The organism is Sanguibacter sp. HDW7, assembly GCF_011300875.1.
GTDB lineage: Bacteria > Actinomycetota > Actinomycetes > Actinomycetales > Cellulomonadaceae > Flavimobilis.
In genome coordinates this window covers 17991-39882 of the sequence record NZ_CP049862.1, presented here as the reverse complement: position 1 = coordinate 39882, position 21892 = coordinate 17991, and the positions used below count along the sequence as shown (strand labels likewise).

Here is a 21892-nt window from a genome sequence, read left to right as displayed (position 1 = left end):
CGCCTACCGTCCTCGCGACTGCTCTGCGAGGACGGAGCCGCCGCGATGCTCGGCGAACCAGGTCGTCGCGAAGGCGACGAGCTCGCGCACGGGCACGACGACGACCTCGGCCGCCCCGAGCGTTGCCGAGGCGACGAGCGCAGGGTGGGCGGCACGGAACGCGGCGCCGCAGGCGCCGAAGTCCTCGTCGGCCGGGACGACCTCGCGCCACGTGACCCAGCGACGTTCGCCGTCGACGGTCATCGGCGCGCCCTGCTCGACGACGGTGCGTCCGGGCCAGTCGGTGCGGTTCTCTGCGAGGTGGAGCGCGGTGCAGCTGTCGAACCCGGTGCCAAGCAGGCAGACGAGCGCGTCGAGGTCCTCGAGCGCCCGCATCGGTGAGCGTTCACCGGCCGCGTCGTCGAGGTCGTGGACGGCGGTGACGCGCGACGCGTCGGGTCCGAGGGCCGCGACGGAACGCTGCGGGTGGCCGGACCTCTGGACGCCGGGCCAGGTGCGGAAGAGCTCGGCGACGGCTCCCATGGTGCGCGTGGGTGTGCGTGCCGGGTCGTACGGGGGCAGGTGGTCGCGCAGCAGCGGGTACCAGTCGGGGTCGACGTCGGGAAGGCGCAGGAACGCGGGGTCGCACAGCTGCCAGGACTGGGCGGGCATGACGGCGGTGCCGTCGGGACCGACGGCGTCGAGGATGCCGCGGAGCAGCCCGTCCTCTGCGCCGACGACGTGCCCGAGACGGGACATCGCGGTGTGGACCATGACAGTGCGGCCGGCGACGCCGAGCCCGCGGAGGGTTGCGGCGACGTCTGCCGAGGTGAGCGGGGTCGTGAGCACGCCCCTAGTGTGCCCGCCGCGGCGCCGCTCCACACCCCCCGGGGCACGCCAGCATCGACGCGGCGCCCGCCAGCCCGGGACCGTGCAGCCCTGCCGGCCGTCGCCGCGGCCACGCAATCGGCCCAGGGCCGCTGATGAGGATCAGCGACCCCGGGCCGGAGCAGCGGCCTGCGTGAGGCGGGCGGGAGTGCGCAGGTGTCGGCGCAGACGGCGTCAGTCGTCCGAGAGGCGCTTCCACGTCGCGAGCGCCGCGCCGATGACTCCGGCGCGCTGACCGAGCTCGGCGACGACGATCTCGGGGACGGTCGCGACCCGCACGATCTCCTCGAGCTTGGCGCGCAGCGGACCGACGAGGCTGTCGCCCGCGGCTGCGAGCCCGCCGCCGAGGACGATCCGCTCGGTGCCGAGCAGGGTGATGGCTCCGAGGATGCCGAGGGCGAGCGCGGTGATCGCGTCGTCCCACACCTTGTCGGCGAGCGGGTCGGTTCCGAGTGCCTGCACGACCTCGAGCGACGTCGCGCTGTCGCGGCCCGTGGCCGCGGCGTAGGCGAGCCCGATCGAGGACGCGGAGCAGTAGCGCTCGAGGCAGCCGCGCTGGCCGCACGGACAGTCGACGCCGTCCTCACGGATGACGACGTGCCCGAGCTCGCCGGCCTGGTTGGGACCGCCGCCGACGGCGACGCCGCCGACGGTGAGCGACGCGGCGATGCCGGTGCCGATGAACACAGCGAGCATGTCGTCCACGCCGCGGCCGGCGCCGAGCTCACGCTCTGCGAGGCCCGCGCAGTTGACGTCGTGGTGCAGCAGCACGGGGATCCCGAGCCGGCGGCCGAGGATCTCGCTCACCGCGGTGTCCCGCCAGCCGAGGTTGCCCGCGAGGAGCACGACGCCCGTGCGCGAGTCGACGACCCCGGGCACGGCGAGGCCGACGGCCCCGACCGGGCGGTCGCCCGCCTCGACGAGGAGGGCTCGGCACACACGCTCAATGGCGTCGAGCGTCGCCTCCCCGTCCGAGCCCGCGGTGGGCTCGTGCGACGCGGCGTGCACCGTTCCCGCGGGGTCGACGAGCTCCCCGCGGATGTTGGTGCCGCCCACGTCGAGGGCGATGACAAGGTTCACAGCGCCTGCCACTCCGGCTTGTTCGCGAAGACGTAGCGGTAACGCTCGGCGTTCGCCAGGTCGGCTGCGGCGTCCTCGTCGACGAGCAGCGTGACGTGCGGGTGCATCTGGGCGATCGAGCCGGGGCAGCTCGCGGAGACGGGGCCCTCGGCGGCGGCGGCGACGGCGGCGGCCTTGCCGGCGCCGGTCGCGACGATGAGGAGGTGGCGTGCCTCCATGATCGTGCCGAGGCCCTGCGTGAGGGCGTAGCGCGGCACGTCGTCGATCGTGTCGAAGAAGCGCGCGTTGTCGTTGCGGGTCTGCTCGGTGAGCGTGATGATCCGGGTGCGCGAGGCGAGCGAGGAGCCGGGCTCGTTGAACGCGAGGTGACCGTTGGTGCCGATACCGAGGATCTGCAGGTCGACGCCGCCCGCGGCCTTGATGGCTGCGTCGTAGGCGCGGCCCGCGGCGGGGATGTCGCTCGCGGAGCCGTCGGGGCTGTGGACCGCGGTGTCGGCGATGTCGAGGCGGCTCGTGAAGACGCGCCGGATGAACTGGTGGTACGACTCCGGGTGCCCGACGGGCAGTCCGATGTACTCGTCGAGGCAGAACGCCTCGGCCGCGGCGAAGGAGAGGCCCTCCTCCTGGTGGCGGCGGACGAGCTCGGAGTAGACGGGGAGCGGCGAGGAGCCGGTCGCGAGACCGAGCACGGGGTGCGCGTTCTCCCGGACGGTCCGCTCGAAGATGTCGGCCCCGACCTTCCCGACGACGTCGGCGGACGGCAGGATCACGATCTCCATGGGTGGTGCCTTTCTGGGTGAGGGTACGCCCGGCGCAGCGCGCCGGGCGTACCCGCGGGGATGCTGCTGTCAGCCCTTGACGGCGCCGGACACCATACCGTCCGTCATCTTGTTCTGGACGAACAGGAAGAAGACGATGACGGGGATGGCGACCATGATTGCGCCGGCCATGACGCCGGGCCAGTCGATGGCGGCGTTGCTCGCCGAGGTGAGGCCCTGGAGCCAGAGCGGGACCGTCCGGTTGGACGGGCTCATGATGACGGTGGCGAGCGTGAACTCGTTCCACGCCTGGAGGAAGGCGTAGACGCCCGACGCTACGAGGCCCGGAGCGAGCAGCGGGAACGTCACGATGAAGAACGCCTTGGTGCGGCTGCAGCCGTCGATCATGGCGGCGTGCTCGAGGTCGACGGGGATGCCCTCGACGAAGCCTCGGAGCATCCACACCGTGAACGGCAGGACCGCGGCGATGTAGAGGATCGAGAGCCCGACCATGGTGTTGAGCAGGCCCCAGCCCTCGAGCATCTTGTACTGGGAGATGAAGAGGCCCTCGGCGGGGATCATCTGGACGATGAGCACGATGATGACGAGCGCCTTGCGGCCGCGCCACTTGAAGCGGCTCACCGCGATGGCGGCGAGGAACGCGAAGAGCAGCGCGACGACGACCGTGATGAGCGTGACGATGAGGCTGAGCTTCATCGAGTTGAGGAAGCGGTCGTTGAAGACGCGTCCGAAGGACGAGAAGTCGCCGCCGAAGGGCAACCACGTGGGGGTCTTGCCGCGGACCTTGTCAGCGGGGAGGAGGGCGGAGTTCACCATCCAGTAGACGGGGAACACCCAGACGAGTGCGACGAGTCCGCCGAGGATGTTGGGGAGTACTGCCTTGCGCACGTCACACCTCCTTCGCGAGCTTGCGGACGTAGAAGAACGTGAGACCGAGCGTCAGCACGAGCATGAAGATCGCGACGGCGGCTGCCCGACCGAAGTCTCCCTGGCCGAGGCCGACGTTGTAGATGTAAGTGCCGAGGAGGTTGGTCTCGCTGGCGACACCGCCGGCCAGCTGCAGGTAGTAGATCTGCGCGAAGACGCGCAGGTCCCAGATGACCTGGAGCAGGGAGACGACCATGACGACGGGCATGATCGTCGGGAGCTTGATGTGGAGGAACCTCTCCCAGGAGTTCGCGCCGTCGAGCATCGCGGCCTCGAGCTGCTCGCCGGACACCTGGGTGAGCGCGGCGTTGAGGGAGAAGGCGACGAAGGGAACCGACATCCACACGACGACGATGACGGCGATCGTGAGGAACGAGAGCGGGTCGACGAGCCAGGAGTGGCCCTTGAACTGGTCGAGGCCGATCTTCACGAGGAGCCAGTTGATGACTCCGTAGTTCGTGTCGAAGAGCCACTGCCAGATGGTCATCGAGGCGATGACGGGCATGGCCCAGGCGACGAGGAGCACCGACTGGACGACGACGCGGAGCCACTTGACGAGCTTCGTCATGAGCACGGCGACCGCCATGCCGACGAGCATGGTGAGTCCTGCGGCGGCGACGCAGAAGAGCAGCGACCGGATGATGACGGCCCAGACGTCGGGGTCGGCGAAGATCGCCTTGTAGTTGTCGAGGCCGACCCACTCCGGCGCCTTGCCGAACTGCTGGGCGAGGCCGTACTCCTGGAAGGACATGACGAGCTGGCGCACGAGCGGATAGCCGAGGGCGATGGCCATCGTGGCGATGACGGGCAGGACGAGCAGGTACGGCGCGAACGCGGTGGCACGGCGTGCACCGCGCGCGGTCGGTGCCGGGCGTCGCCCGGCTGGTGCGCGCCGGCTCTGCGGGGCGCGCGCAAGAACGTCACTCATGAGGACACTTCAATCTTCCCGGGACGGGGCAGGGGCGCCGACCGGTCTCGGCCGGCGCCCCTGTCACGGTGCTGTCGTCAGTTGAGCATCTCGCCGAGACGCGCGTCGGCGTCCTTGGCGATGGCAACGATGTCGCCGCCAGCGGCGATCTTTCCGAAGGTCTCCTCCATGAGCTTGGCGGCCTCGACGGAGGCCCAGCCGGGCGAGCCCGGGGTCAGCTTGGAGTTCTCGGCCGAGGCGATGGCGGCCTTGGCGAAGGCGTCGTCACCCATGAGCGAGTTGAACTCGGAGACGGCCGGGCCCATGCCGTTCTTGGCGAGCTGGGTCTGGAAGTCCTCGGAGTAGATGAGCTTGAGGAGCTCGGTCGCGAGGTCCTGGTTCTTCGACTGAGCCGAGATGGCGAGGTTCGAGCCACCGGCGAGACCGGCCGCGTACGTGCCCGCCTCGACGCCGGGGACAGCGAACGGGGCGAAGTTCACGCCCTCCTTGACGGACCAGCGAGCCCAGCCCGGAGCGATGAACATCGCGGAGTCGCCCTCGTTGAACGGGACCCACGGCTCCTCGTCCAGACCGTCCTTCGGCGCGTGCGTGCCGTTGGTGTAGATGTCCTGGACCTCGGCGAGCGCCTTCTGCGACTCGGGGCTCGAGAGCGCACCGACCCACTTGCCACCGTCGACCTTGGCGATCTCGCCACCGTTCGCGAACAGCCAGAAGAGGCCGTTGCGCCAGTCCTGACCCGGGAGCCAGAGGCCCGAGCGGTCCGCGGTCTGGAGCTTCTTCGCAGCCTCGTTGAACTCGGCGAGCGTCGTCGGAACCTTGACGCCCTCCTTCTCGAAGACGTCCGTGTTGTAGAAGACGTAGCGCGAGCCCCAGTAGTACGGGACGGCGTAGAGCTTGCCGTCGTACGAGCCGGCGTCGACGAACGACTTCGGGCCGACCTTCTCGCCACCGAGGTCCGCGAGGAGGCCGGTGATGTCAGCGAACGCGCCGACCGACGTGAACGTCGGGGCCTGCGTGTTGCCGATCTCGACGAGGTCGGGGGTCTGCTCGGCGTTGGGGAGAGCCGTCTGGAGACGCGGGACGAGCTCCTTCCACTCGATCTGCTCGATCTTGAGGGTGGCACCGCCCGTCTTCTCCTTGAACGTGTCGACGAGCCACTTGCGCATGTCGTCGTTGGTGTCCGTGCCGGCAACCCAGAACGTGATGGAACGCTCGGCGGCAGGGACCGTCGAGGTCGGCTTCGGCGCAGCCGTCGTCGGCTTGTCGCCGGAGCCGCTGTCGGTGGCGCACGCCGTGAGCGCGAGCGCGGCAACCGCGCCGAGCGCTGCAATCTTGTGGATCTTCATCGATCTATCCCTTCGGCGGTCGGCCTCGACCGCTGACATGGTGATGAGTGGACAGGTAACGCAGTTCCGTCAGGCGAGCCCGAGCTCGCCGTCGAGGACCAGTGCGGCAGCGCCGTGGAGGACGCCGTCGCGACCCAGCGCCGACATGCGAACAGTGACCTGCTCGTCGGCGAAGGGACGGGTGAGTGCCAGGACCGTGGACTCGGTCGCCTGGCGGAAGGGACCGTCGAGAAGCTCGGACGGTCCGGACAGCACGACGTCACGCAGGCCGAGAGCCTGCACGACGGGTGCGAGGACGGTGCCGAGCTGACGCCCGGCGGAGGAGAGCTCGCTGGCGGCCTGGGCCTCGGTGAGTCCCGCGATGCGGGCGCGGAGGCGCGGCGCGGCGACGAGGGGCTCGAGGCAGCCGTTGCGGCCGCAGGTGCAGGGGTCGCCGTCGGGGACGACGGTGACGTGACCAATCTCGCCCGCGGTGCCGTAGGGGCCGCGGAGGAGGTTGCCGTCGAGGAGGATGCCGGCGCCGACGCCGCGTCCGATCTCGACGAGGAGGAGGCCGGTGCCGCCGCCCTTGCTGAAGGTGTCCTCGGCGAGGACGGCGCTGTCGGCGTCGTTCGCGACGTGGACGGGGACACCCAGGGCGTCGCGGAGGTGCTGGCCGAGCGCGAGGCGCTCCCAGCGGAGGTTGGGGGCGTCGCGGACGACTCCGTCGACGGAGACGATGCCCGGCGTGCCGACGCCGAGGCCGAGGACGCGGCCGGGGGCGTCGAGGAGCAGGCGGCGGGCGAGCTCGACCGTGCGGTCGACGGCGTCGTCCCCGCGGTCGTCACCGAGCGCGACCTCGTGGGTGACGACGACGGTGCCCTCGAGGTCGACGACGGAGCCGCGGAGGTCGTGGTCGCCGGAGAGGTCGAGGCAGGCGATGTACGCGCCGGTGGGGTTGACGCCGACGAGCGTCGCGGGCTTGCCCATGTGGGTGCCGGGGCGGACGCCGAGCTCGATGACGAGCTCGTCCGCGATGAGGCCGGAGACGACGTCGGAGATGGTCACGCGTGCGAGCTTGGTGAGCCGAGCGAGGTCGGCGCGCGACTGGGGGCCCTCGTCGACAAGATGCTGCAGAACAAGGGTACGGTGGTGCAGGCGGGTGTCGGAGGGGAGAATCTTCCCCACAGGCGCAGCGACGCGCTGGTTCGCCTGCCGTGCGTCTCGCGACGATGTCGTCCTTGCCATGAAAGTAAGTACACCTTACTTACTATCTCTGGTCAACCCCCGAGCCCCTCCGTTACCAAGTCGCAACGGATGAAGGATCCCCCACCGTGAACAACACTCCAGCCATCATTCCTGCACCTCATCGAAACGTTCTGACCGGCTCGTTCCGCGCGGTCGGGGCCGACGAGATCACGGCGCTGGCCGAAGCGCTCGGCACCTGGGCGCCGCACGCGGCGCGACGCGCCGCCGAGCTCGCGGCGATCCTCGGTGACGCTCCCGCCGCGGGCAGCGTCACCGCGACCCTCGACCCGTCGCTCGACGCCGAGGGCTCACGCCTCGTCGTCACGGCAGAGTCCCTCACCCTCGCAGCGGCGGACGCCGCGGGCGCGTACTGGGCCGTCACGGTCCTCGCGCAGACGATCGACGCCGCCGCCGGCACGGTCGCCCTCGGCGAGATCGAGGACGCCCCCGCCTACCCGCACCGTGGCGTGATGATGGACATCGCGCGCCACTTCTACGGCCTCGACCACCTGCGCCGCCTCGTCGACATCGCCTCCGAGCTGCGGTTCAACAGCCTCCACCTGCACCTGACGGACGACCAGGGCTGGCGGCTCGAGATCCCGTCGCGCCCCCTGCTCACCGAGCGCGGCGCGACGACCGACTGCTCCGACGGCCCCGGCGGCTACCTCACGCTCGAGGACTACGTCGCTCTCCAGGACCACGCCGCCGCGCGGCACGTCGAGATCGTCCCCGAGATCGACCTTCCCGGGCACACGCACGCCCTGCTCGTCGCCTACCCCGAGGCCTCGCAGGACGGCGCGGCGCGCGAGCCCTACACGGGTACGAAGGTCGGCTTCAGCACGGTCGACCTCACGTCGGACGCGTCGTGGGACCTCGTCACCGACATCGTCACGACCGTCGCCGAGCACACGCGCGGCAGCCGCATCCACCTCGGCGGCGACGAGTGCCTCACGCTCGACGAGAAGGACTACGGGGTCTACGTCACGCGTCTCGGCGCGCTCGGGGCTGCCGTCGGCAAGCACCTGACGATGTGGCAGGAGGCGCTCCACGGCGACCTGCCCACCGGCTCGTGGCTGCAGTTCTGGACGCACAAGGTCGACACCGAGATGCTCGCCGCCCGCGTCGAGGAGCTCGACCTCCGCGTCGTCTCCTCGCCCGCGCCCAAGGCCTACCTCGACATGTTCCACGACGCCGAACAGGTCGTCGGGCAGGACTGGGCCGGTCTCATCGACCTGCGCACCGCCTACGACTGGGACCCGGTCGCCGGGCTTCCGGGCGTCCGCGCCGAGCGCGTCGTCGGCGTCGAGACCGCGCTGTGGACGGAGACGGTGCGGAACTGGGGCGACGTGACGTACCAGCTGCTGCCGCGCATCGCGGCCGAGGCCTCGGTCGCGTGGGGCTCGCCGCGCGACTTCGACGCCTTCGAGAAGGACGTCGCCGTGCACGTCGCGCGCTGGGAGGCGGCCGGCGAGGTCGTCCACCACCCGGGCGACCGCCGCGGCGTCTGACGCTCGTGCCCGACGGGGCCCGGACCGCTCGTCGGTCCGGGCCCCGTCGTCGTCCGCATGCGTGCCGACCCGGCCATAACGACCCCTTCCGCACGGACGGGCGCTCTGCCACGATCGCCGCATGACGTCGAGCGAGAGCACCCAGGTCCGGCGCGGAGCGAAGCGTCGCACGGTCGCCCTCGTCGCGGCGATCGTCGCGATCGCGCTCGCGACGGGGTTCCTCATCGTGCGGAGCCTGCGCGACGACTCCGCGCCCGCGAGCGTCGCGCACACGCTCCTGCCCGCGCCGCAGACCGCCGAGCTCACGGGCGAACGGCTCCCCGCGGGCGCCTCGCAGGTCGGCGCGCTCGCCGACGCGCTGCGGTCCTGGGCGCCGAACGCCGCCCGGCTGGCCGACGAGCTCGCGGCGACGCTCCCCGACGGCCCCGCGAGCACGGCAGCGGCAGCCACGCAGGACGCGACAGGTCCCGAGGACTACACGCTCACCGTCGGCACGGACGGACTCACCCTGGCCGCCGGCGGCCCCGCAGGTGCGTACTGGGCCGTGACGGCGCTCGCACAGATGATCGACCCCGCCGGGACCGTGGCCGCCGGGCGGGTCGTCGACTCCCCCCGCTACCGCGTGCGTTCCGTGATGATCGACGTCGCACGCCACTTCCACGGGCCCGAGCAGCTCCGCGACCTCGTCGACCTCGCGACCGAGCTGCGCTTCAACGAGCTCCACCTGCACCTCACCGACGACCAGGGCTGGCGCCTCGAGATCCCGGACCGGCCACGGCTCGCGGAGGTCGCATCGCGCAACGACGTCTCGGGCGGCGAGGGCGGCTACCTCACGCTCGCCGAGTACGAGGACCTCCAGGACTACGCGGCCGCCCGCCACATGACCGTCGTCCCGGAGATCGACCTGCCCGGCCACACGAACGCCCTGCTCGTCGCCTATCCGGAGGCGAGCCCGGACGGGCTGCCGCGCGAGCACTACCGCGGGATCGACGTGGGCTTCAGCTCGGTGGACCTCACGTCGGAGGCGTCGTGGGACCTCGTCACCGACATCGTCGAGACCGTCGCCGAGCACACGCGCGGCGACCGGATCCACCTCGGCGGCGACGAGGCGCACACGCTCTCGCGCGAGGAGTACGCGACGTACGTGACGCGGCTGGGCGCGCTCGCCGCGAGCACGGGCAAGGCGCTGACGATGTGGCAGGACGCGTACGTCGCGGACCTGCCGGCGGGTTCGCGCCTGCAGTTCTGGACGCACGACGGCAGCACCTCTGCGATCGGCGAGCGGGTCGAGGAGCTCGACCTCGAGGTCGTCGCATCACCCGCGCGCAAGGCGTATCTCGACATGAAGCATGACGACCGTCAGGTGCTCGGGCTGCGGTGGGCGGGGACGATCGACCTGCGGACGGCCTACGACTGGTCGCCGGAGAAGGAGCTCGAGGGCATCGACCCGGCGCGGATCGTCGGGGTCGAGACGTGCCTGTTCACCGAGACGCTGCCGACGTGGGGCGACGTCACGTATCAGCTGCTGCCCCGGCTCGCGGCCGAGGCGTCGGTCGCGTGGGGCTCGCCGCGGGACCTCGACGCGTTCCTCGCGGCGGCCGACGTCGCGCGCGACAGGTGGGAGGCGCGAGGGTACGTCGTGCATCGCGAGGGCGACGTCCGCGGTCGCTGAGCCCAGGATGTCCCCGGACGCGGGGCGCCCCAGGGTGCCGCGCCACCCGACGATCTGCAAGGATCGCCCCATGTCGATCGATCGCAGCCTGGGTGACGACGAGCGCGTCATCCTGCAGACCCGCCCCCACGTCAAGAAGGTCTTCGTGCCCTTCCTCGTCCTGCTGCTCGCGGCGGGGGGCGTCGTCGCGGCGCTCCTGCTGCTGCCGGACAACGATGCCAAGACGTGGCTCATGGCCGCGATCGGGGTCGTCGCGCTCGTCGTCATCGTCGTGTGGACGGTCGTGCCGTACCTGCAGTGGCGGACGACGTCGTACACGTTCACGACGCGTCGCCTCATCACGCGCACGGGGATCATCACGAAGACGGGTCGCGACATCCCGCTGTTCCGCATCAACGACTTCACGTACGAGCGCGACCTGCTCGACCAGATGCTCGGCTGCGGGACGATCGTCGTGTCCGACGCGACGGAGAAGGCGGGCGTGCTGCTCTACGACGTGCCGCGCGTCGCCGAGGTGAAGAAGCAGCTCTCCGAGCTGCTGTTCCAGGCGGACGACGGCTCCGACGACGGCGAGTTCCCGCCGACGGACCCGCGCAACCGTCGTCGCCGCTGACCGCTTGCCGGACCGCAGTCTCACGATCCGGGACGGCTTGGGTGGGGGTGCGCGCCGCCCCTAGGCTCGCACCACCATCCAGAGCGGCCGAGAGTCCTGGCTCGTCGACGCCGCAGCAACCCGCCCAAGAGGAAGCCTCCTGAGGGAACGGGTGCTCACGCCAGGTCCGATGGACCGACCCTGCGGAGGCTACCCATGAGCATCACCGGCACCGGCGGCGCCCCCGCGCGCCCGACCGTCTCGTTCGAGCTCATGCCCCCGCGCAACCCGGACGCGGCACCGAAGTTCTGGGCGACCGCCCGCGCCCTCCTCGCCGCGCGCCCCGACTTCGTCTCCGTCACGTACGGCGCCGCCGGCACCGACCGCGCGACCACACGGCAGGTCGTCCAGACGATCGCCCGTGACACGCCCGTCCTGCCGATCGCACACCTCACGTGCGTCGCTGCGACCCGCGACCATGTCACCGAGGTCGTCCGCGAGTTCCTCGACGCCGGCGTCCGCTCGTTTCTCGCCCTCCGCGGCGACCCGCCCGCCGGGCAGCCCGACTGGACCCCGCGCCCGGGCGGCGTCAACTCCTCGGAGGACCTCATCCGCCTGCTCCAGCAGGTCGAGGCCGTGCGCTGCGGCGAGTCGCCCGCGAGCGCGCTGCGCGGCGCGACGCGTCCGCTGACCATCGCCGTCGCGACGTTCCCCGGCGGCAACCTCGCCGCGGGCACGACGCCCGCGCAGGAGGTCGAGCGCCTGCTCGTCAAGCAGGAGGCCGGCGCGACGTTCGCCATCACCCAGCTCTTCTACGAGGCCTCGACGTACGTCGACTTCGTCGAGCGCGCCCGCACCGCGGGCGTCACCATCCCGATCCTCGCCGGCGTCCTGCCGACGACCGAGCCCCGGCGGCTGCACCGCGTCGCGGAGCTCACGGGCGTGCCAGTGCCCGTCCGGCTCACCTCGGAGCTCGAGGCCCTGCCCGAGGACGAGAGGCACGCGCACGGCATGCGCGCGTCGATCGCCCTCGCGCGGGACGTCCTCGACGCCGGGGCGCCGGGCCTGCACGTCTACACGTTCAACAACGCTGCACCAGCACTGGACCTGCTCGAGGGTGTACACCTCGGCGGCGGCGCGCAGATCGCGTCGGACCTGGCCGGAGGGCCGCGGGTCGGTGAACCCCTCAGGGACGTCGCACGAGTCGACGGCCCCTGATCTCACCTCCAGGAGCACCAGCATGACCACCTCCCAGGGCACCCGCGCCCTTTCCGGCGGGACGATTCCCGCATTTCCGACGGCCACGATCCTCGGCTACCCCCGCATCGGTCCCCGCCGCGAGCTCAAGCGCGCGCTCGAGTCCTTCTGGGCCGGGCGCACGACCGAGACCGAGCTCACCGAGGTCGCAGCCGGGCTGCGCGCCTCGACCCGCGCGCGCCTCGCAGGCCTCGGCCTCACCGAGGACTCCGCGATCCCCGCGGCGTTCTCGTACTACGACCAGGTCCTCGACGCGGCCGTGACCTTCGGAGCCGTGCCCGAGCGCTTCGCGCACCTCGTCGCGGCCGACGGCACGCTCGACCTCGCCGGGTACTCGACGATCGCACGCGGCGCAGGCACCCTCGCACCGCTCGAGATGACGAAGTGGTTCGACACGAACTACCACTACCTCGTCCCCGAGATCGGCCCCGAGACGGCGTTCCGCCTCGCGGGCGACGCCCTCGTCGCCGAGGTCGCCGAGGGTGCCGCCGCGGGCGTCGTCACGCGCCCCGTCGTCGTCGGGCCCGTCACCTTCCTCACCCTGTCGAAGGCCGCGGACGGCGCGCCCGAGGGCTACGAGCCTCTCGACCGGCTCGACGACCTGCTGCCGCACTACGTCGCGCTGCTCGCGCGCCTCGCCGACGCGGGCGCACAGTGGGTGCAGCTCGACGAGCCCGCGCTCGTCACGGACACACTGCGCACCTCGCCCGACGAGCTCGCGGCGGCTGCCACCCGCGCGTACGCGGCACTCACGGCGCCGGCCGTCGGGACGCAGCGTCCCGCGATCCTCCTCGCAGCACCGTACGGCGAGCTGCGCGAGTCGCTCGCCGCGGTCGCGACGAGCGACGTCGAGGCTGTCGCGCTCGACCTCGTCGAGGGCGACGTCCCGTCGGCGCTCTCCGACGACGTCCGCGCGGGCCTCGCGGGCAAGATCCTCGTCGGCGGCGTCGTCGACGGTCACAACGTCTGGCGTGCCGACCTCGCGGCGGCCGTCGAGCGGCTCGACGCGCTGCGCGCCCTCGGTGCCGGCGTCGCCGCGTCGTCGTCGACGAGCCTCTTCCACGTGCCGCACACGCTCGACGACGAGGGCCACCTCGACGCGGGGCTGCGGTCGTGGCTCGCCTTCGCCGACGAGAAGGTCGCCGAGGTCGCGGTGCTCGGGCGCGCGCTCGCGTCGGGCACCGACGCCGTCGCCGCCGAGGTCGAGGCCGCGAGCGCGGCCCTCGCCGCACGCGCCGTCGCCGCCGGTGTCCGCGTCGACGCCGTCCGCGCGCGCACCGCAGCAGTGACCGACGCCGACCGCACGCGCGGCGACGTCGCCGAGCGGCGCGAGGCGCAGGCAGAGCGCCTGCAGCTCCCTGCCCTGCCGACGACGACGATCGGCTCGTTCCCGCAGACCGTCGAGATCCGCAAGGCGCGTGCCGCGCACGCGAAGGGCGAGCTCCCGACCGACGCGTACGAGGCCGCGATGCGCGCCGAGATCGAGCGCGTCGTGCGCCTCCAGGAGGACCTCGGGCTCGACGTCCTCGTCCACGGCGAGGCCGAGCGCAACGACATGGTCCAGTACTTTGCCGAGCTGCTCGACGGCTTCGCGGTCACCGAGAACGGCTGGGTGCAGTCCTACGGCTCGCGCTGCACGCGCCCGTCGCTCCTGTGGGGCGACGTGTCGCGGCCCGCACCCATGACCGTCGGCTGGGCGTCGTACGCACAGTCGCTGTCCGACAAGCCCGTCAAGGGCATGCTCACGGGCCCGGTGACGATCATGGCGTGGTCCTTCGTCCGCGACGACGTCGCGAAGCAGGAGGTCGCCGACCAGATCGGCCTCGCCCTGCGCGACGAGGTCACGGACCTCGAGGCCGCCGGGATCGCCGTCGTCCAGGTCGACGAGCCCGCGCTGCGCGAGCTCCTGCCGCTGCGCCGCGAGGCGCACGCCGACTACCTCGCGTGGTCCGTCGGCTCGTTCCGTCTCGCGACCGCCGGCGCTGCGCCGTCGACACAGGTGCACACGCACCTGTGCTACTCGGAGTTCGGCGAGGTCATCGGGGCGATCGACGCGCTCGACGCGGACGTCACGTCGATCGAGGCCGCGCGCTCGCGCATGGAGGTGCTCGACGAGCTCGAGGCCGCCGGCTTCGCGCGGGGCGTCGGGCCGGGCGTGTGGGACATCCACTCGCCGCGCGTGCCGTCGACCGCCGAGATCACGGAGCTGCTCGGGCTCGCGCTCGGGTCCGTCGACCCGTCGCTGCTCTGGGTCAACCCGGACTGCGGCCTCAAGACGCGTGGCTACACGGAGACGGAGGCGTCGCTGAAGAACCTGGTGGAGGCCACCCTCGAGGCGCGCGCCACCCTGGCCACGCCGGCCCGGGTCTGACCGTCTCTCCCGACCCGTAGCGTCCCTGCACACTCCGTCCTCCGACTCGTAGGTCTGGAGCACCGTTCGACGGTGCTCCAGACCTACGAGTCGCCCTGCTTCTGCGACTCGTAGCGGTTCTGCTCACTCCCGAGCGTGCAGAACGATGACGAGTCGGGAGGGGCGGGTTTCGGTAGGCTCGCACGCGTGACCGCTCAGCCGCCGCCCCTGCCCGGTTCCACGCCCGACGGCACAGTTCAGTCCGGCACGGGCAGCGCGCCCCGGGGCACCGTCTCCGCGCCCGGGGGCGGGGGCGACGTGCTCGTCGGCCCCGCCGGCTGGTACCCCCACCCGGACGGCGGCGAGCGCTGGTGGGACGGCATCGCGTGGACGAACCTCTCGCGCAAGGGCGACAAGATCTCCCATGTCGGCGGGGGCGGCTCGTCGTACGCGGACGACGCCCGCGACCGTCGGCGCGGCGCATTCAAGTTCTTCGCGGCCCTCGTCGTGCTCTTCCTCCTGTGGTCGCTCGGCATCGCGGGGTGGGAGGTGCTCGGCCAGAGGTACCCGCAGTTCGAGCGCGTCACGCCCGCGGAGAGGGCGACCGCAGTGCTCAGCGCGCCGCGCGGGCTCGGTACGGGTGACGCGTGCCCGACGACGGACAGGCAGCTCGTCGACCCCGCGTCGGCCGACGTCGCGCGGTGGCGCGAGCTGCGCGGCTGCGACCTCACGCCCGCGCTCGACCGCGAGGTTTGGGAGTGGGTGACGAAGCCGACGGAGGACTCGCCGACGGCCGTCGTCGACTACACGTTCGCGAAGGTCGAGGACGCGGAGCGGCCCGACGCGAAGCTCGGCGGGACGACGGTCCGCCTCACGCTCACGCTCGAGAAGGCGTTGCTCGGCTGGAAGGTCTCCGCGGTCGAGGGCCTGCCGGCGCGCGCGAAGGGCTGAGCAGCGCTCAGAGCAGCGTCATGCTCTGCGCGACGACGCTCGCGCGGCCCGCCCCGTCCGCCTCGAGGCGGTAGGTCCGCGCGCCGGGGCGTTCCGCGAGGTGCGCGCGGACGACGCCGTCGACGACGTGCACCGCCGCGCCGTCGTCGGCCGCCCATCCCGCGGGGAGCGCTCCGGACGCGACGGCGGCCGCGTAGTCGCCAACCCGGTCCTCACCATCGGCGTGCGGGCAGAAGCTGCCCGCGACGAACCCGGTCCCGCCACGCCACGGCACGACCTCGGGACCGAAGGAGTCGGTCGTGCAGCCCTCGAACCAGCAGTTCGCGCCGGCGGACAGGCCGGCGAGGACGAGGTCGCGCCCGCCGGCGAGGCGCCGCAGCTCGCGCGTCACGCCGTGGACATCCCACAGCGCCACGAGGTTGACGGTGCTGCCGCCGCCGACCATGAGGACGTCGACGCCGTCGAGCGTGCGCGCGACGGACTGCGCGCCATCAGCGACGAGCCGCAGCACGCGCGTCTCGCAGTCGAGCGGCGCATACGCGGCCTCGAAGCGCTCGATGTACACGGTGGCGTCGCCGCTCGCCGTCGGCACGAAGCACACCGTCGGCCGCTCGACGCCGGCCAGCCCGAGCGCGTAGCGGTCGAGCGCGGTCGCGGAGTAGCCGTCGGACATCGAGAAGCCACCGCCACCAAGGGCGAGCACGTGCGTCGTCATCGCCCCACCCCACCGCTCCGGCGCGCCGCCCGCAACCTCATTCGTGCACCCCACGCCCCCGGACGTGGCGGACGCCACGCCGTCACGGCCAGGCCCCACCGCGTGGTCCCGTCCTCTTCACGCGAGGTCCACGGTCGCTCACTAGGGTTGAGAGCGATGAGCCCGCGTCCCGCAGCCCCGCGCACGCCGTCGGAGAGCACCCCGGCGGCGCCGACGTCGCGCCCGCAGCCGACCTTGCCGACGCGGCCGTCGCTCGTGACGATCGCCGCGAGCGTCCTCACCGCGGTGACCTCGACCGTCGCACTGTCCTACCTGGGCGTCGGCGGGACGATCATCGGCGCGGTCGTCGCAGCGATCCTCACGGCGTTCGCGAACTACGCGTACACGCGCTCGCTCGTGCACACGCAGGTCGTCGTCACGCAGCTCGCGCCGCGCTACCTGCGCACGACGACGTCCGCCGAGGACACAGCGGTGATCGACGCCGTCCCCACCGACGCACCGCACGCCGATGCCACCGCGACAGGCCTGCTCGAGCCGACGGTGACGACCGACGTCATCCCCGTCGCAGCCGCGCCCGAGGTCGCCATCGCCACGCGCGAGATGCCCGTCGTCGCGCGCGTCCTCGAGGAGTCGACGGGACCGTCGGCCAACTCCTCCGCCCCCGCTCCGCTCGACGAGCGCGTCGGCCGCGACCTCATGGCGCCCGCGCGCCGCAGCCCACGCCGCACGTTCGCGCTCGTCACCGTGACGACGTTCGTCGTCATCATCCTCACGCTCACGGCCGTCGAGATCGGGCTCGGACGTCCGCTGTCCAAGGCGCTGCGCGGCATCGAGGGTTCCGGCACGACGATCTCGCGCGTGCGCGAGAAGTCGCGCCCGGTCACGCCGACGCAGAACCCGACGACCTCGCCGTCGGAGGAGCCGACGGACGCGTCGACGACGCCCACGGAGGAGCCGACGACTCCGGAGCCCACCGAGACGCCGACGCCCACGCCGTCCGACGAGCCCACGGACCCTGCGACGACCGTGCCGCCCACGACCCCGACCGACGTGCCGACGGACGCCCCGACGCCGGAGCTCCCGCGGCCGGGCGGGACGCCCGTCCCCGAGCCCCCGGCACCGCAGGACGACGCGACCGCCCCGGCTGACGCGTCCACTGAGGGCGCGTCTGCGGCCGACGACGCGACGACGCCTGCCGCCTGATCCGGCACGCCCTTCCGCGCGCGACCCGTCCGGGGCCGCGATTCAGAAGTCAGGCGCCAGGGAGCTCGTCCCCGTCGACCGTCACGCGCTCCGCCCGAGCGTCGTCCGTCGCGGCCCCGGACCGCGCCGTCCCCCGCGTGACGAGCCGCGCCTCGCGCAGGAGCGCACGCTGCGTGCGCTGCGGGTCGTTCGCGTACGCGTAGTACCAGCCGATGAGCAGCCCGCCGCCGACGAAGTTGCCGACGACCGCGATCGCGACGTTCGCGACGGCCGGCCACACCGCGACGCCGCCGTGGAAGCCCTGGACGACGAAGAGCACCGTGTTCGCGACGGAGTGCTCGTAGCCGAGGAACGCGAAGAGCATGACGGCGACGTTCATCGCGAGGACCTTGACGCCGTCGGCCTTGACGAGCCCGTTGTAGACGAGCAGCATCGCGAGGTTGATGAGGAGGTTGCAGAGGATCGCGCGGACGAAGAGGTCGAGCATCCCGCTCGCACCCGACGTCACGTAGTCGAGCTTGTGCTCGACGGACGACGCGACGAGCTCGCCCGTCGTGTCGTCGATCATCGAGGATCCTGCGACGAGCAGCGCGATGAGCAGGCCGCCGAGCGCGTTGCCGAGCAGGCACAGGGCGAGCAGGCCGCTCGCGTGCCGGGCGCGCATCCGGTGGTGGTACATCGCGATCGTCACGATCATCATGTTCGACGTGAGGAGCTCGGACCGCGTGAAGTAGATGAAGACGAGCGCGAACCCGAAGACGAATGCTCCGACGAGCCGGCCGACCGTGCGCAGGTCAGGGTCGATCGCGACGAACCCCGCGATGATCGTGTAGTTCGCGAGGTAGAAGATCCCGATGAGGATGCCCGCCATCGCGGCGCGCATGAGGTAGACCTGCGTGATCGACCGCGACATCTCGACCTTCGCCTCGGCGGCGTCGAGGACGGTCGAGACGAACGTCTTGCCGGGGAAGAGCTTCTCGGGGGAGGCGGCCATGCTCATATCTTCCCTGGTGCACCGCGCAAAGAGATGGGACTTTTCAGCCCTCGGACGTCCGAGGCGCCCCGGACTAGGGTGGTTGTCATGGCTGGCGAGACATCAGCACGACCGCACGTGACGCTCTCGACCGCGAGCGTCTACCCGCGCAAGGCCCCGCTCGCGTTCGAGCTCGCGGCAGATCTCGGGTACGACGGTGTCGAGGTCATGGTGTGGAACGACAAGATCTCCCGCGACGACGTCGCCCTCGCGCACGTCGCGCGCGAGACCGGTGTGCAGATCCGTTCGGTACACGCGCCCACGCTCATCGTGTCCCAGCAGGTGTGGGGCACGAAGCCCGGTCACAAGCTCGCGAAGACGGTCGACATGGCGCTCACCCTGGGTGCGTCGACCGTCGTCGTGCACCCACCGTTCGCGTGGCAGCGTGGGTACTCGCGTCACTTCGCCGAGCAGGTGCGCTCGCTCTCGGAGGACTCGGGCCTGACGATCGCCGTCGAGAACATGTACCCGTGGCGCGGCCGCAAGCGCGAGTTCATGGGCTACCTGCCCGGCTGGGACCCGACGGAGCACGACTACGACCGCGTGACGCTCGACGTCTCGCACGCGGCGACGTCGCGGCAGTCGTGCGTCGACCTCGCGGCACTCTTCGGGCCACGGCTCGCGCACGTGCACCTCACGGACGGGACGGAGTCCGGGTTCGACGAGCACCTCGTGCCAGGGCGCGGCACGCAGCCCGTGCGCGAGCTGCTGCAGGGCCTCGCGCACAGCGACTTCTCCGGGGACGTCGTCGTCGAGATCGGCACGCGCAAGGCGCGGGACGCGACCGAGCGCCGCGCGGACATCGCGCAGTCGCTGCACTTCGCACGCACGTACCTCGCGGTCGACGCGCACGCCGAGTTCTCGCCGGCGCCCGAGCACCACCGGCCGCAGTCGCCATGGGCGTGAGCCACATCCTGGGGTGAACGCAGCCCGAGCGTGAGCCACGGTCTGGGGTGAACGCAGCCCGAGCGTGAGCCACGGTCTGGACGCGTCAGGCCGCGAGCGCGGTCGCGCCCTCTCGCGGGGCTCGCGAGCGCCGGCCGTTCAGAATGACTTGAGCCGTGCGAGAAGCTCGGGCGCGGACGCCGTGAGGCGACGCGCCCCGACGCGCACGCCGACGAGGAGCACGACGACACCGGTCACGAGCCCGACGACCGCCGCTGCCGCGCCGAACGCCGCCGACCCCCTGGCGACAGCGAGGACGGTGAGCACGCCCGCGGGTGCGAGAAGGACGGCCAGCACGAACGTGCCGACCATCTGCGAGAGCATCGCGCCCATCGAGCCGCCCTGCTTGGACCCGAAGGGGTTGTCGCCGGGCTGGTTGACGGGGAAGACGACGAGCGCGGAGACGATCGAGGCCAGGCCGAGCGACGCGAGGAGCGTCGCGATGCTCACGCCGAGCATGGCGAGAGCCGCGTCCCACCTGTCGGTGCGCAGGAGCGTCCACAGCACGGTCGCGATGGTGAGGACCGCTCCGGGCACGCCGATCGCCAGGACGCGACCCCAGCGGTCGTCGGCCCAGCGCAGGGGCGCTGCGACGTGCGTCCAGAAGGCGGTCGAGTCCATCGCGACGTCGACGGAGATCGCCCAGCCGAGCGTCCACGCGACGACGGGTGCGGCGGCGAGCAACCACACCCCGTCGCCCGCGAAGACCGATCCGAGCACCACGATGACCGGGACGGAGATGAGCGACGTCGAGTAGCGCGGATCGCGCACCCAGTAGGTGAGGCAGCGCGCGACGACGGCGCCGGCGGGAGTGTCGGGGACGCGCGCGAGGACGCCGAGGCCCTTGCCATGACCGGCCGAGGCCTGCGGCGGCCGGGTCAGCTGCGTCGCGAGCGATCGTCGCCACCACGCGAGGAGCAGGGCGGGCGTCGCGACTGCGATCGCCAGGTGTCCGGCGAGCAGGACCCATGCCCCGGCGGCGACGTCGCCCGGTAGCGCGAAGGCCGCGCCGAAGGGCGTCCAGGCGAACCAGGGGGCAAGGTGGTCGATCGACTCGGGCGTGATCTCGAAGCTGCCCAGAAGGAGCACAGCGGGCCCGACGAGGCTCACAGCGAGGACTGCCATCGCTGCGGCGATGTCGCGGCCGCGGCGTCCCTCGACGAGGGGCCGGGCGGCCGTCGTCACGGCGCGCCCGCCGAGCACGGCGGTCACGACGCCGAGCGGCACCCCGACGAGCGCCACCAGAAGGGCGAGGGGCTGCGTCACCCACGCGGCGATGAGCCCGAGGGCGGCGATGATCGTGAAGATGCCGCCCGGGCCGAGAAGCGTCGAGATCGCGGTGCCGAGGAGGAGGTCGCGCGTCGAGAGCGGGAACGGCGCGAGGCGCCGGGGGTCGAACGTGTCGTCGAGCCCGAACGCGACGAGCGGGCCGACGGACCACACGAGGACGAGCAGCGCGCCGCCGACGACGACCGGTCCAGTCAGGTCTGAACGCAGGCCGCCGACGAGTCCCGCGACCGCGACCATGCCGCCGAGTCCCACCGCATAGACCAGCGCGACGACGGCACCGATCGTCTGCCACACGCTGCGCCGCAGCGTGCCGAGATACACCTGCCAGCGCAGGCTCAGGAGCTGTGCAACCACTCGAGGCCCTCCCCGCTGCGGCGTCCGCCGACGAGCTCGACGAAGCGGTCCTCGAGGCTCGCGCCGCCACGCACCTCGTCGACGGTCCCGGCCGCGAGGACGCGTCCGGCGGCGAGCACCGCGACGTGGTCGCACATGCGCTCGACAAGGTCCATGACGTGCGAGGACACGACGACGGTGCCGCCGGTCGCGACGTAGTCGGCGAGGATCGCACGGATTGACGCGGCGGAGACAGGGTCGACGGCCTCGAAGGGCTCGTCGAGCACGAGGAGGCGTGGTGCGTGGACGAGCGCGCACGCGAGCGCGATCTTCTTCGTCATGCCCGCGGAGTAGTCGGCGACGAACGTGTTGGCGTCGGCCTCGAGGTCGAGCGCGCGCAGCAGGGCCTCGGCGCGCTCACGCGCGGTCGCGCGCGGCAAGCGGTGGAGCATGCCGGCGTGGACGACGAGCTGCAGGCCGGTGAGGCGGTCGAAGAGCCGGACGCCGTCGGGCAGGACCCCGAGCAGCGACTTTGCCGCGACCGGGTCCGCCCACAGGTCGGTGCCGCGGACGGTCACGCGCCCGGCGTCGGGCCGCAGGAGGCCCGTCGCCATCGAGAGCGTCGTCGTCTTGCCCGCCCCGTTGGGGCCGACGAGACCGTAGAACGAGCCCGCCGGTACGGCGAGGTCGACCCTCTCGACCGCGACCTTCTCGCCGAAGGTCTTGCGCAGGCCCTCGAGCCCGAGCGCGACGTCCATCGTGCTGCCCCCTCTCGGCGACGGCCAGGTGCCGTCGTCACCGACGACGCTAGCGGGAGCCTCGGACATCCGCGTCCGACCCGGGTATCGCGCGGGATGCCGCAGGTCGAGACGGTGACGGGAACCAGTTG

General features: G+C 72.1%; 19 protein-coding genes. 8 read left to right on the top strand and 11 right to left on the bottom strand.

Annotation, left to right across the window (positions count from 1 at the left end; genetic code table 11):
• Positions 1-3: 3 nt before the first annotated feature.
• The 7 genes from G7063_RS00200 to G7063_RS00170 all read right to left on the bottom strand — a co-directional run bounded on the left by G7063_RS00200 (position 4) and on the right by G7063_RS00170 (position 6974).
• The gene (locus tag G7063_RS00200; RefSeq protein ID WP_206188180.1) at positions 4-828 is read right to left on the bottom strand and encodes an aminoglycoside N(3)-acetyltransferase; all 825 of its coding nucleotides are present in this window, start codon (positions 826-828) and stop codon (positions 4-6) included.
• 213 nt (positions 829-1041) lie between these two features.
• Positions 1042-1947, bottom strand: coding sequence for an ROK family protein (locus G7063_RS00195; protein WP_166412544.1), 906 nt, complete (start codon positions 1945-1947; stop codon positions 1042-1044).
• Positions 1944-2726: a glucosamine-6-phosphate deaminase gene (nagB, locus tag G7063_RS00190; protein ID WP_166412543.1), complete on the bottom strand. Its 783-nt coding sequence runs from the start codon at positions 2724-2726 to the stop codon at positions 1944-1946. Before nagB ends, G7063_RS00195 begins: the two co-directional genes overlap by 4 nt.
• A 69-nt stretch (positions 2727-2795) precedes the next feature.
• Positions 2796-3614, bottom strand: a complete 819-nt coding sequence (locus G7063_RS00185; protein ID WP_166412542.1) for a carbohydrate ABC transporter permease — start codon at positions 3612-3614, stop codon at positions 2796-2798.
• A 1-nt stretch (position 3615) separates the two neighbouring features.
• Positions 3616-4581 carry a carbohydrate ABC transporter permease gene (locus G7063_RS00180; RefSeq protein ID WP_166412541.1) on the bottom strand — a complete coding sequence of 322 codons (966 nt, stop codon included), beginning with the start codon at positions 4579-4581 and terminating at the stop codon, positions 3616-3618.
• A gap of 77 nt (positions 4582-4658) precedes the next feature.
• On the bottom strand, positions 4659-5927 hold the full coding sequence (locus G7063_RS00175; protein ID WP_166412540.1) for an extracellular solute-binding protein: 1269 nt from the start codon (positions 5925-5927) through the stop codon (positions 4659-4661).
• Between the two features lie 69 nt (positions 5928-5996).
• Complete coding sequence (locus G7063_RS00170) at positions 5997-6974, bottom strand: ROK family protein (RefSeq protein ID WP_240916133.1); 978 nt, start codon at positions 6972-6974, stop codon at positions 5997-5999.
• A 266-nt stretch (positions 6975-7240) separates the two neighbouring features.
• Between G7063_RS00170 and G7063_RS00165 the strand changes: the two genes are divergently transcribed.
• The 6 genes from G7063_RS00165 (at position 7241) to G7063_RS00140 (ending at position 15484) form a co-directional block, all read left to right on the top strand.
• Positions 7241-8662, top strand: a complete 1422-nt coding sequence (locus G7063_RS00165; RefSeq protein ID WP_166412538.1) for a family 20 glycosylhydrolase — start codon at positions 7241-7243, stop codon at positions 8660-8662.
• A gap of 121 nt (positions 8663-8783) precedes the next feature.
• Positions 8784-10334, top strand: coding sequence for a family 20 glycosylhydrolase (locus G7063_RS00160; protein WP_166412537.1), 1551 nt, complete (start codon positions 8784-8786; stop codon positions 10332-10334).
• Between the two features lie 70 nt (positions 10335-10404).
• Complete coding sequence (locus tag G7063_RS00155; protein ID WP_166412536.1) at positions 10405-10947, top strand: PH domain-containing protein; 543 nt, start codon at positions 10405-10407, stop codon at positions 10945-10947.
• Positions 10948-11142: 195 nt separating this feature from the next.
• Entirely contained in the window at positions 11143-12144 is a 1002-nt protein-coding gene (locus G7063_RS00150) for a methylenetetrahydrofolate reductase (protein WP_166412535.1), read from the top strand.
• A 22-nt stretch (positions 12145-12166) separates the two neighbouring features.
• Positions 12167-14554, top strand: coding sequence for a 5-methyltetrahydropteroyltriglutamate--homocysteine S-methyltransferase (gene metE, locus G7063_RS00145; RefSeq protein WP_166412534.1), 2388 nt, complete (start codon positions 12167-12169; stop codon positions 14552-14554).
• 186 nt (positions 14555-14740) lie between these two features.
• The gene (locus tag G7063_RS00140) at positions 14741-15484 is read left to right on the top strand and encodes a DUF2510 domain-containing protein (RefSeq protein WP_166412533.1); all 744 of its coding nucleotides are present in this window, start codon (positions 14741-14743) and stop codon (positions 15482-15484) included.
• A gap of 7 nt (positions 15485-15491) precedes the next feature.
• Here the strand turns inward: G7063_RS00140 and G7063_RS00135 are convergent, their stop codons facing one another.
• A complete protein-coding gene (locus G7063_RS00135; protein ID WP_166412532.1) occupies positions 15492-16199 on the bottom strand; it encodes a Type 1 glutamine amidotransferase-like domain-containing protein in 708 nt (235 codons plus the stop codon).
• Between the two features lie 156 nt (positions 16200-16355).
• Between G7063_RS00135 and G7063_RS00130 the strand changes: the two genes are divergently transcribed.
• On the top strand, positions 16356-17402 hold the full coding sequence (locus tag G7063_RS00130) for a hypothetical protein (RefSeq protein WP_166412531.1): 1047 nt from the start codon (positions 16356-16358) through the stop codon (positions 17400-17402).
• 49 nt (positions 17403-17451) lie between these two features.
• Here the strand turns inward: G7063_RS00130 and G7063_RS00125 are convergent, their stop codons facing one another.
• Positions 17452-18396: a formate/nitrite transporter family protein gene (locus tag G7063_RS00125; protein WP_166412530.1), complete on the bottom strand. Its 945-nt coding sequence runs from the start codon at positions 18394-18396 to the stop codon at positions 17452-17454.
• A gap of 87 nt (positions 18397-18483) precedes the next feature.
• On the opposite strand from G7063_RS00125, the gene G7063_RS00120 reads away from it, so the two are divergent.
• Positions 18484-19341: a sugar phosphate isomerase/epimerase gene (locus tag G7063_RS00120; RefSeq protein ID WP_166412529.1), complete on the top strand. Its 858-nt coding sequence runs from the start codon at positions 18484-18486 to the stop codon at positions 19339-19341.
• Between the two features lie 138 nt (positions 19342-19479).
• Here G7063_RS00120 and G7063_RS00115 read toward each other — a convergent pair whose 3' ends face one another.
• Both G7063_RS00115 and G7063_RS00110 read right to left on the bottom strand, forming a co-directional pair.
• Complete coding sequence (locus G7063_RS00115; protein ID WP_166412528.1) at positions 19480-21024, bottom strand: hypothetical protein; 1545 nt, start codon at positions 21022-21024, stop codon at positions 19480-19482.
• Positions 21006-21761 (bottom strand): ABC transporter ATP-binding protein, encoded by a 756-nt coding sequence (locus G7063_RS00110; protein WP_166412527.1) that lies wholly within the window; start codon positions 21759-21761, stop codon positions 21006-21008. The genes G7063_RS00115 and G7063_RS00110 overlap by 19 nt, the downstream gene beginning before the upstream one ends.
• Positions 21762-21892 lie beyond the last annotated feature (131 nt).

Coding starts and splice junctions, on each gene's coding strand:
- nagB (WP_166412543.1), bottom strand. CDS start 2,726: ATGGAGATCGTGATCCTGCCGTCCGCCGACGTCGTCGGGAAGGTCGGG.
- G7063_RS00180 (WP_166412541.1), bottom strand. CDS start 4,581: ATGAGTGACGTTCTTGCGCGCGCCCCGCAGAGCCGGCGCGCACCAGCC.
- G7063_RS00175 (WP_166412540.1), bottom strand. CDS start 5,927: ATGAAGATCCACAAGATTGCAGCGCTCGGCGCGGTTGCCGCGCTCGCG.
- G7063_RS00160 (WP_166412537.1), top strand. CDS start 8,784: ATGACGTCGAGCGAGAGCACCCAGGTCCGGCGCGGAGCGAAGCGTCGC.
- G7063_RS00155 (WP_166412536.1), top strand. CDS start 10,405: ATGTCGATCGATCGCAGCCTGGGTGACGACGAGCGCGTCATCCTGCAG.
- G7063_RS00150 (WP_166412535.1), top strand. CDS start 11,143: ATGAGCATCACCGGCACCGGCGGCGCCCCCGCGCGCCCGACCGTCTCG.
- metE (WP_166412534.1), top strand. CDS start 12,167: ATGACCACCTCCCAGGGCACCCGCGCCCTTTCCGGCGGGACGATTCCC.
- G7063_RS00135 (WP_166412532.1), bottom strand. CDS start 16,199: ATGACGACGCACGTGCTCGCCCTTGGTGGCGGTGGCTTCTCGATGTCC.
- G7063_RS00130 (WP_166412531.1), top strand. CDS start 16,356: ATGAGCCCGCGTCCCGCAGCCCCGCGCACGCCGTCGGAGAGCACCCCG.
- G7063_RS00125 (WP_166412530.1), bottom strand. CDS start 18,396: ATGGCCGCCTCCCCCGAGAAGCTCTTCCCCGGCAAGACGTTCGTCTCG.
- G7063_RS00120 (WP_166412529.1), top strand. CDS start 18,484: ATGGCTGGCGAGACATCAGCACGACCGCACGTGACGCTCTCGACCGCG.
- G7063_RS00110 (WP_166412527.1), bottom strand. CDS start 21,761: ATGGACGTCGCGCTCGGGCTCGAGGGCCTGCGCAAGACCTTCGGCGAG.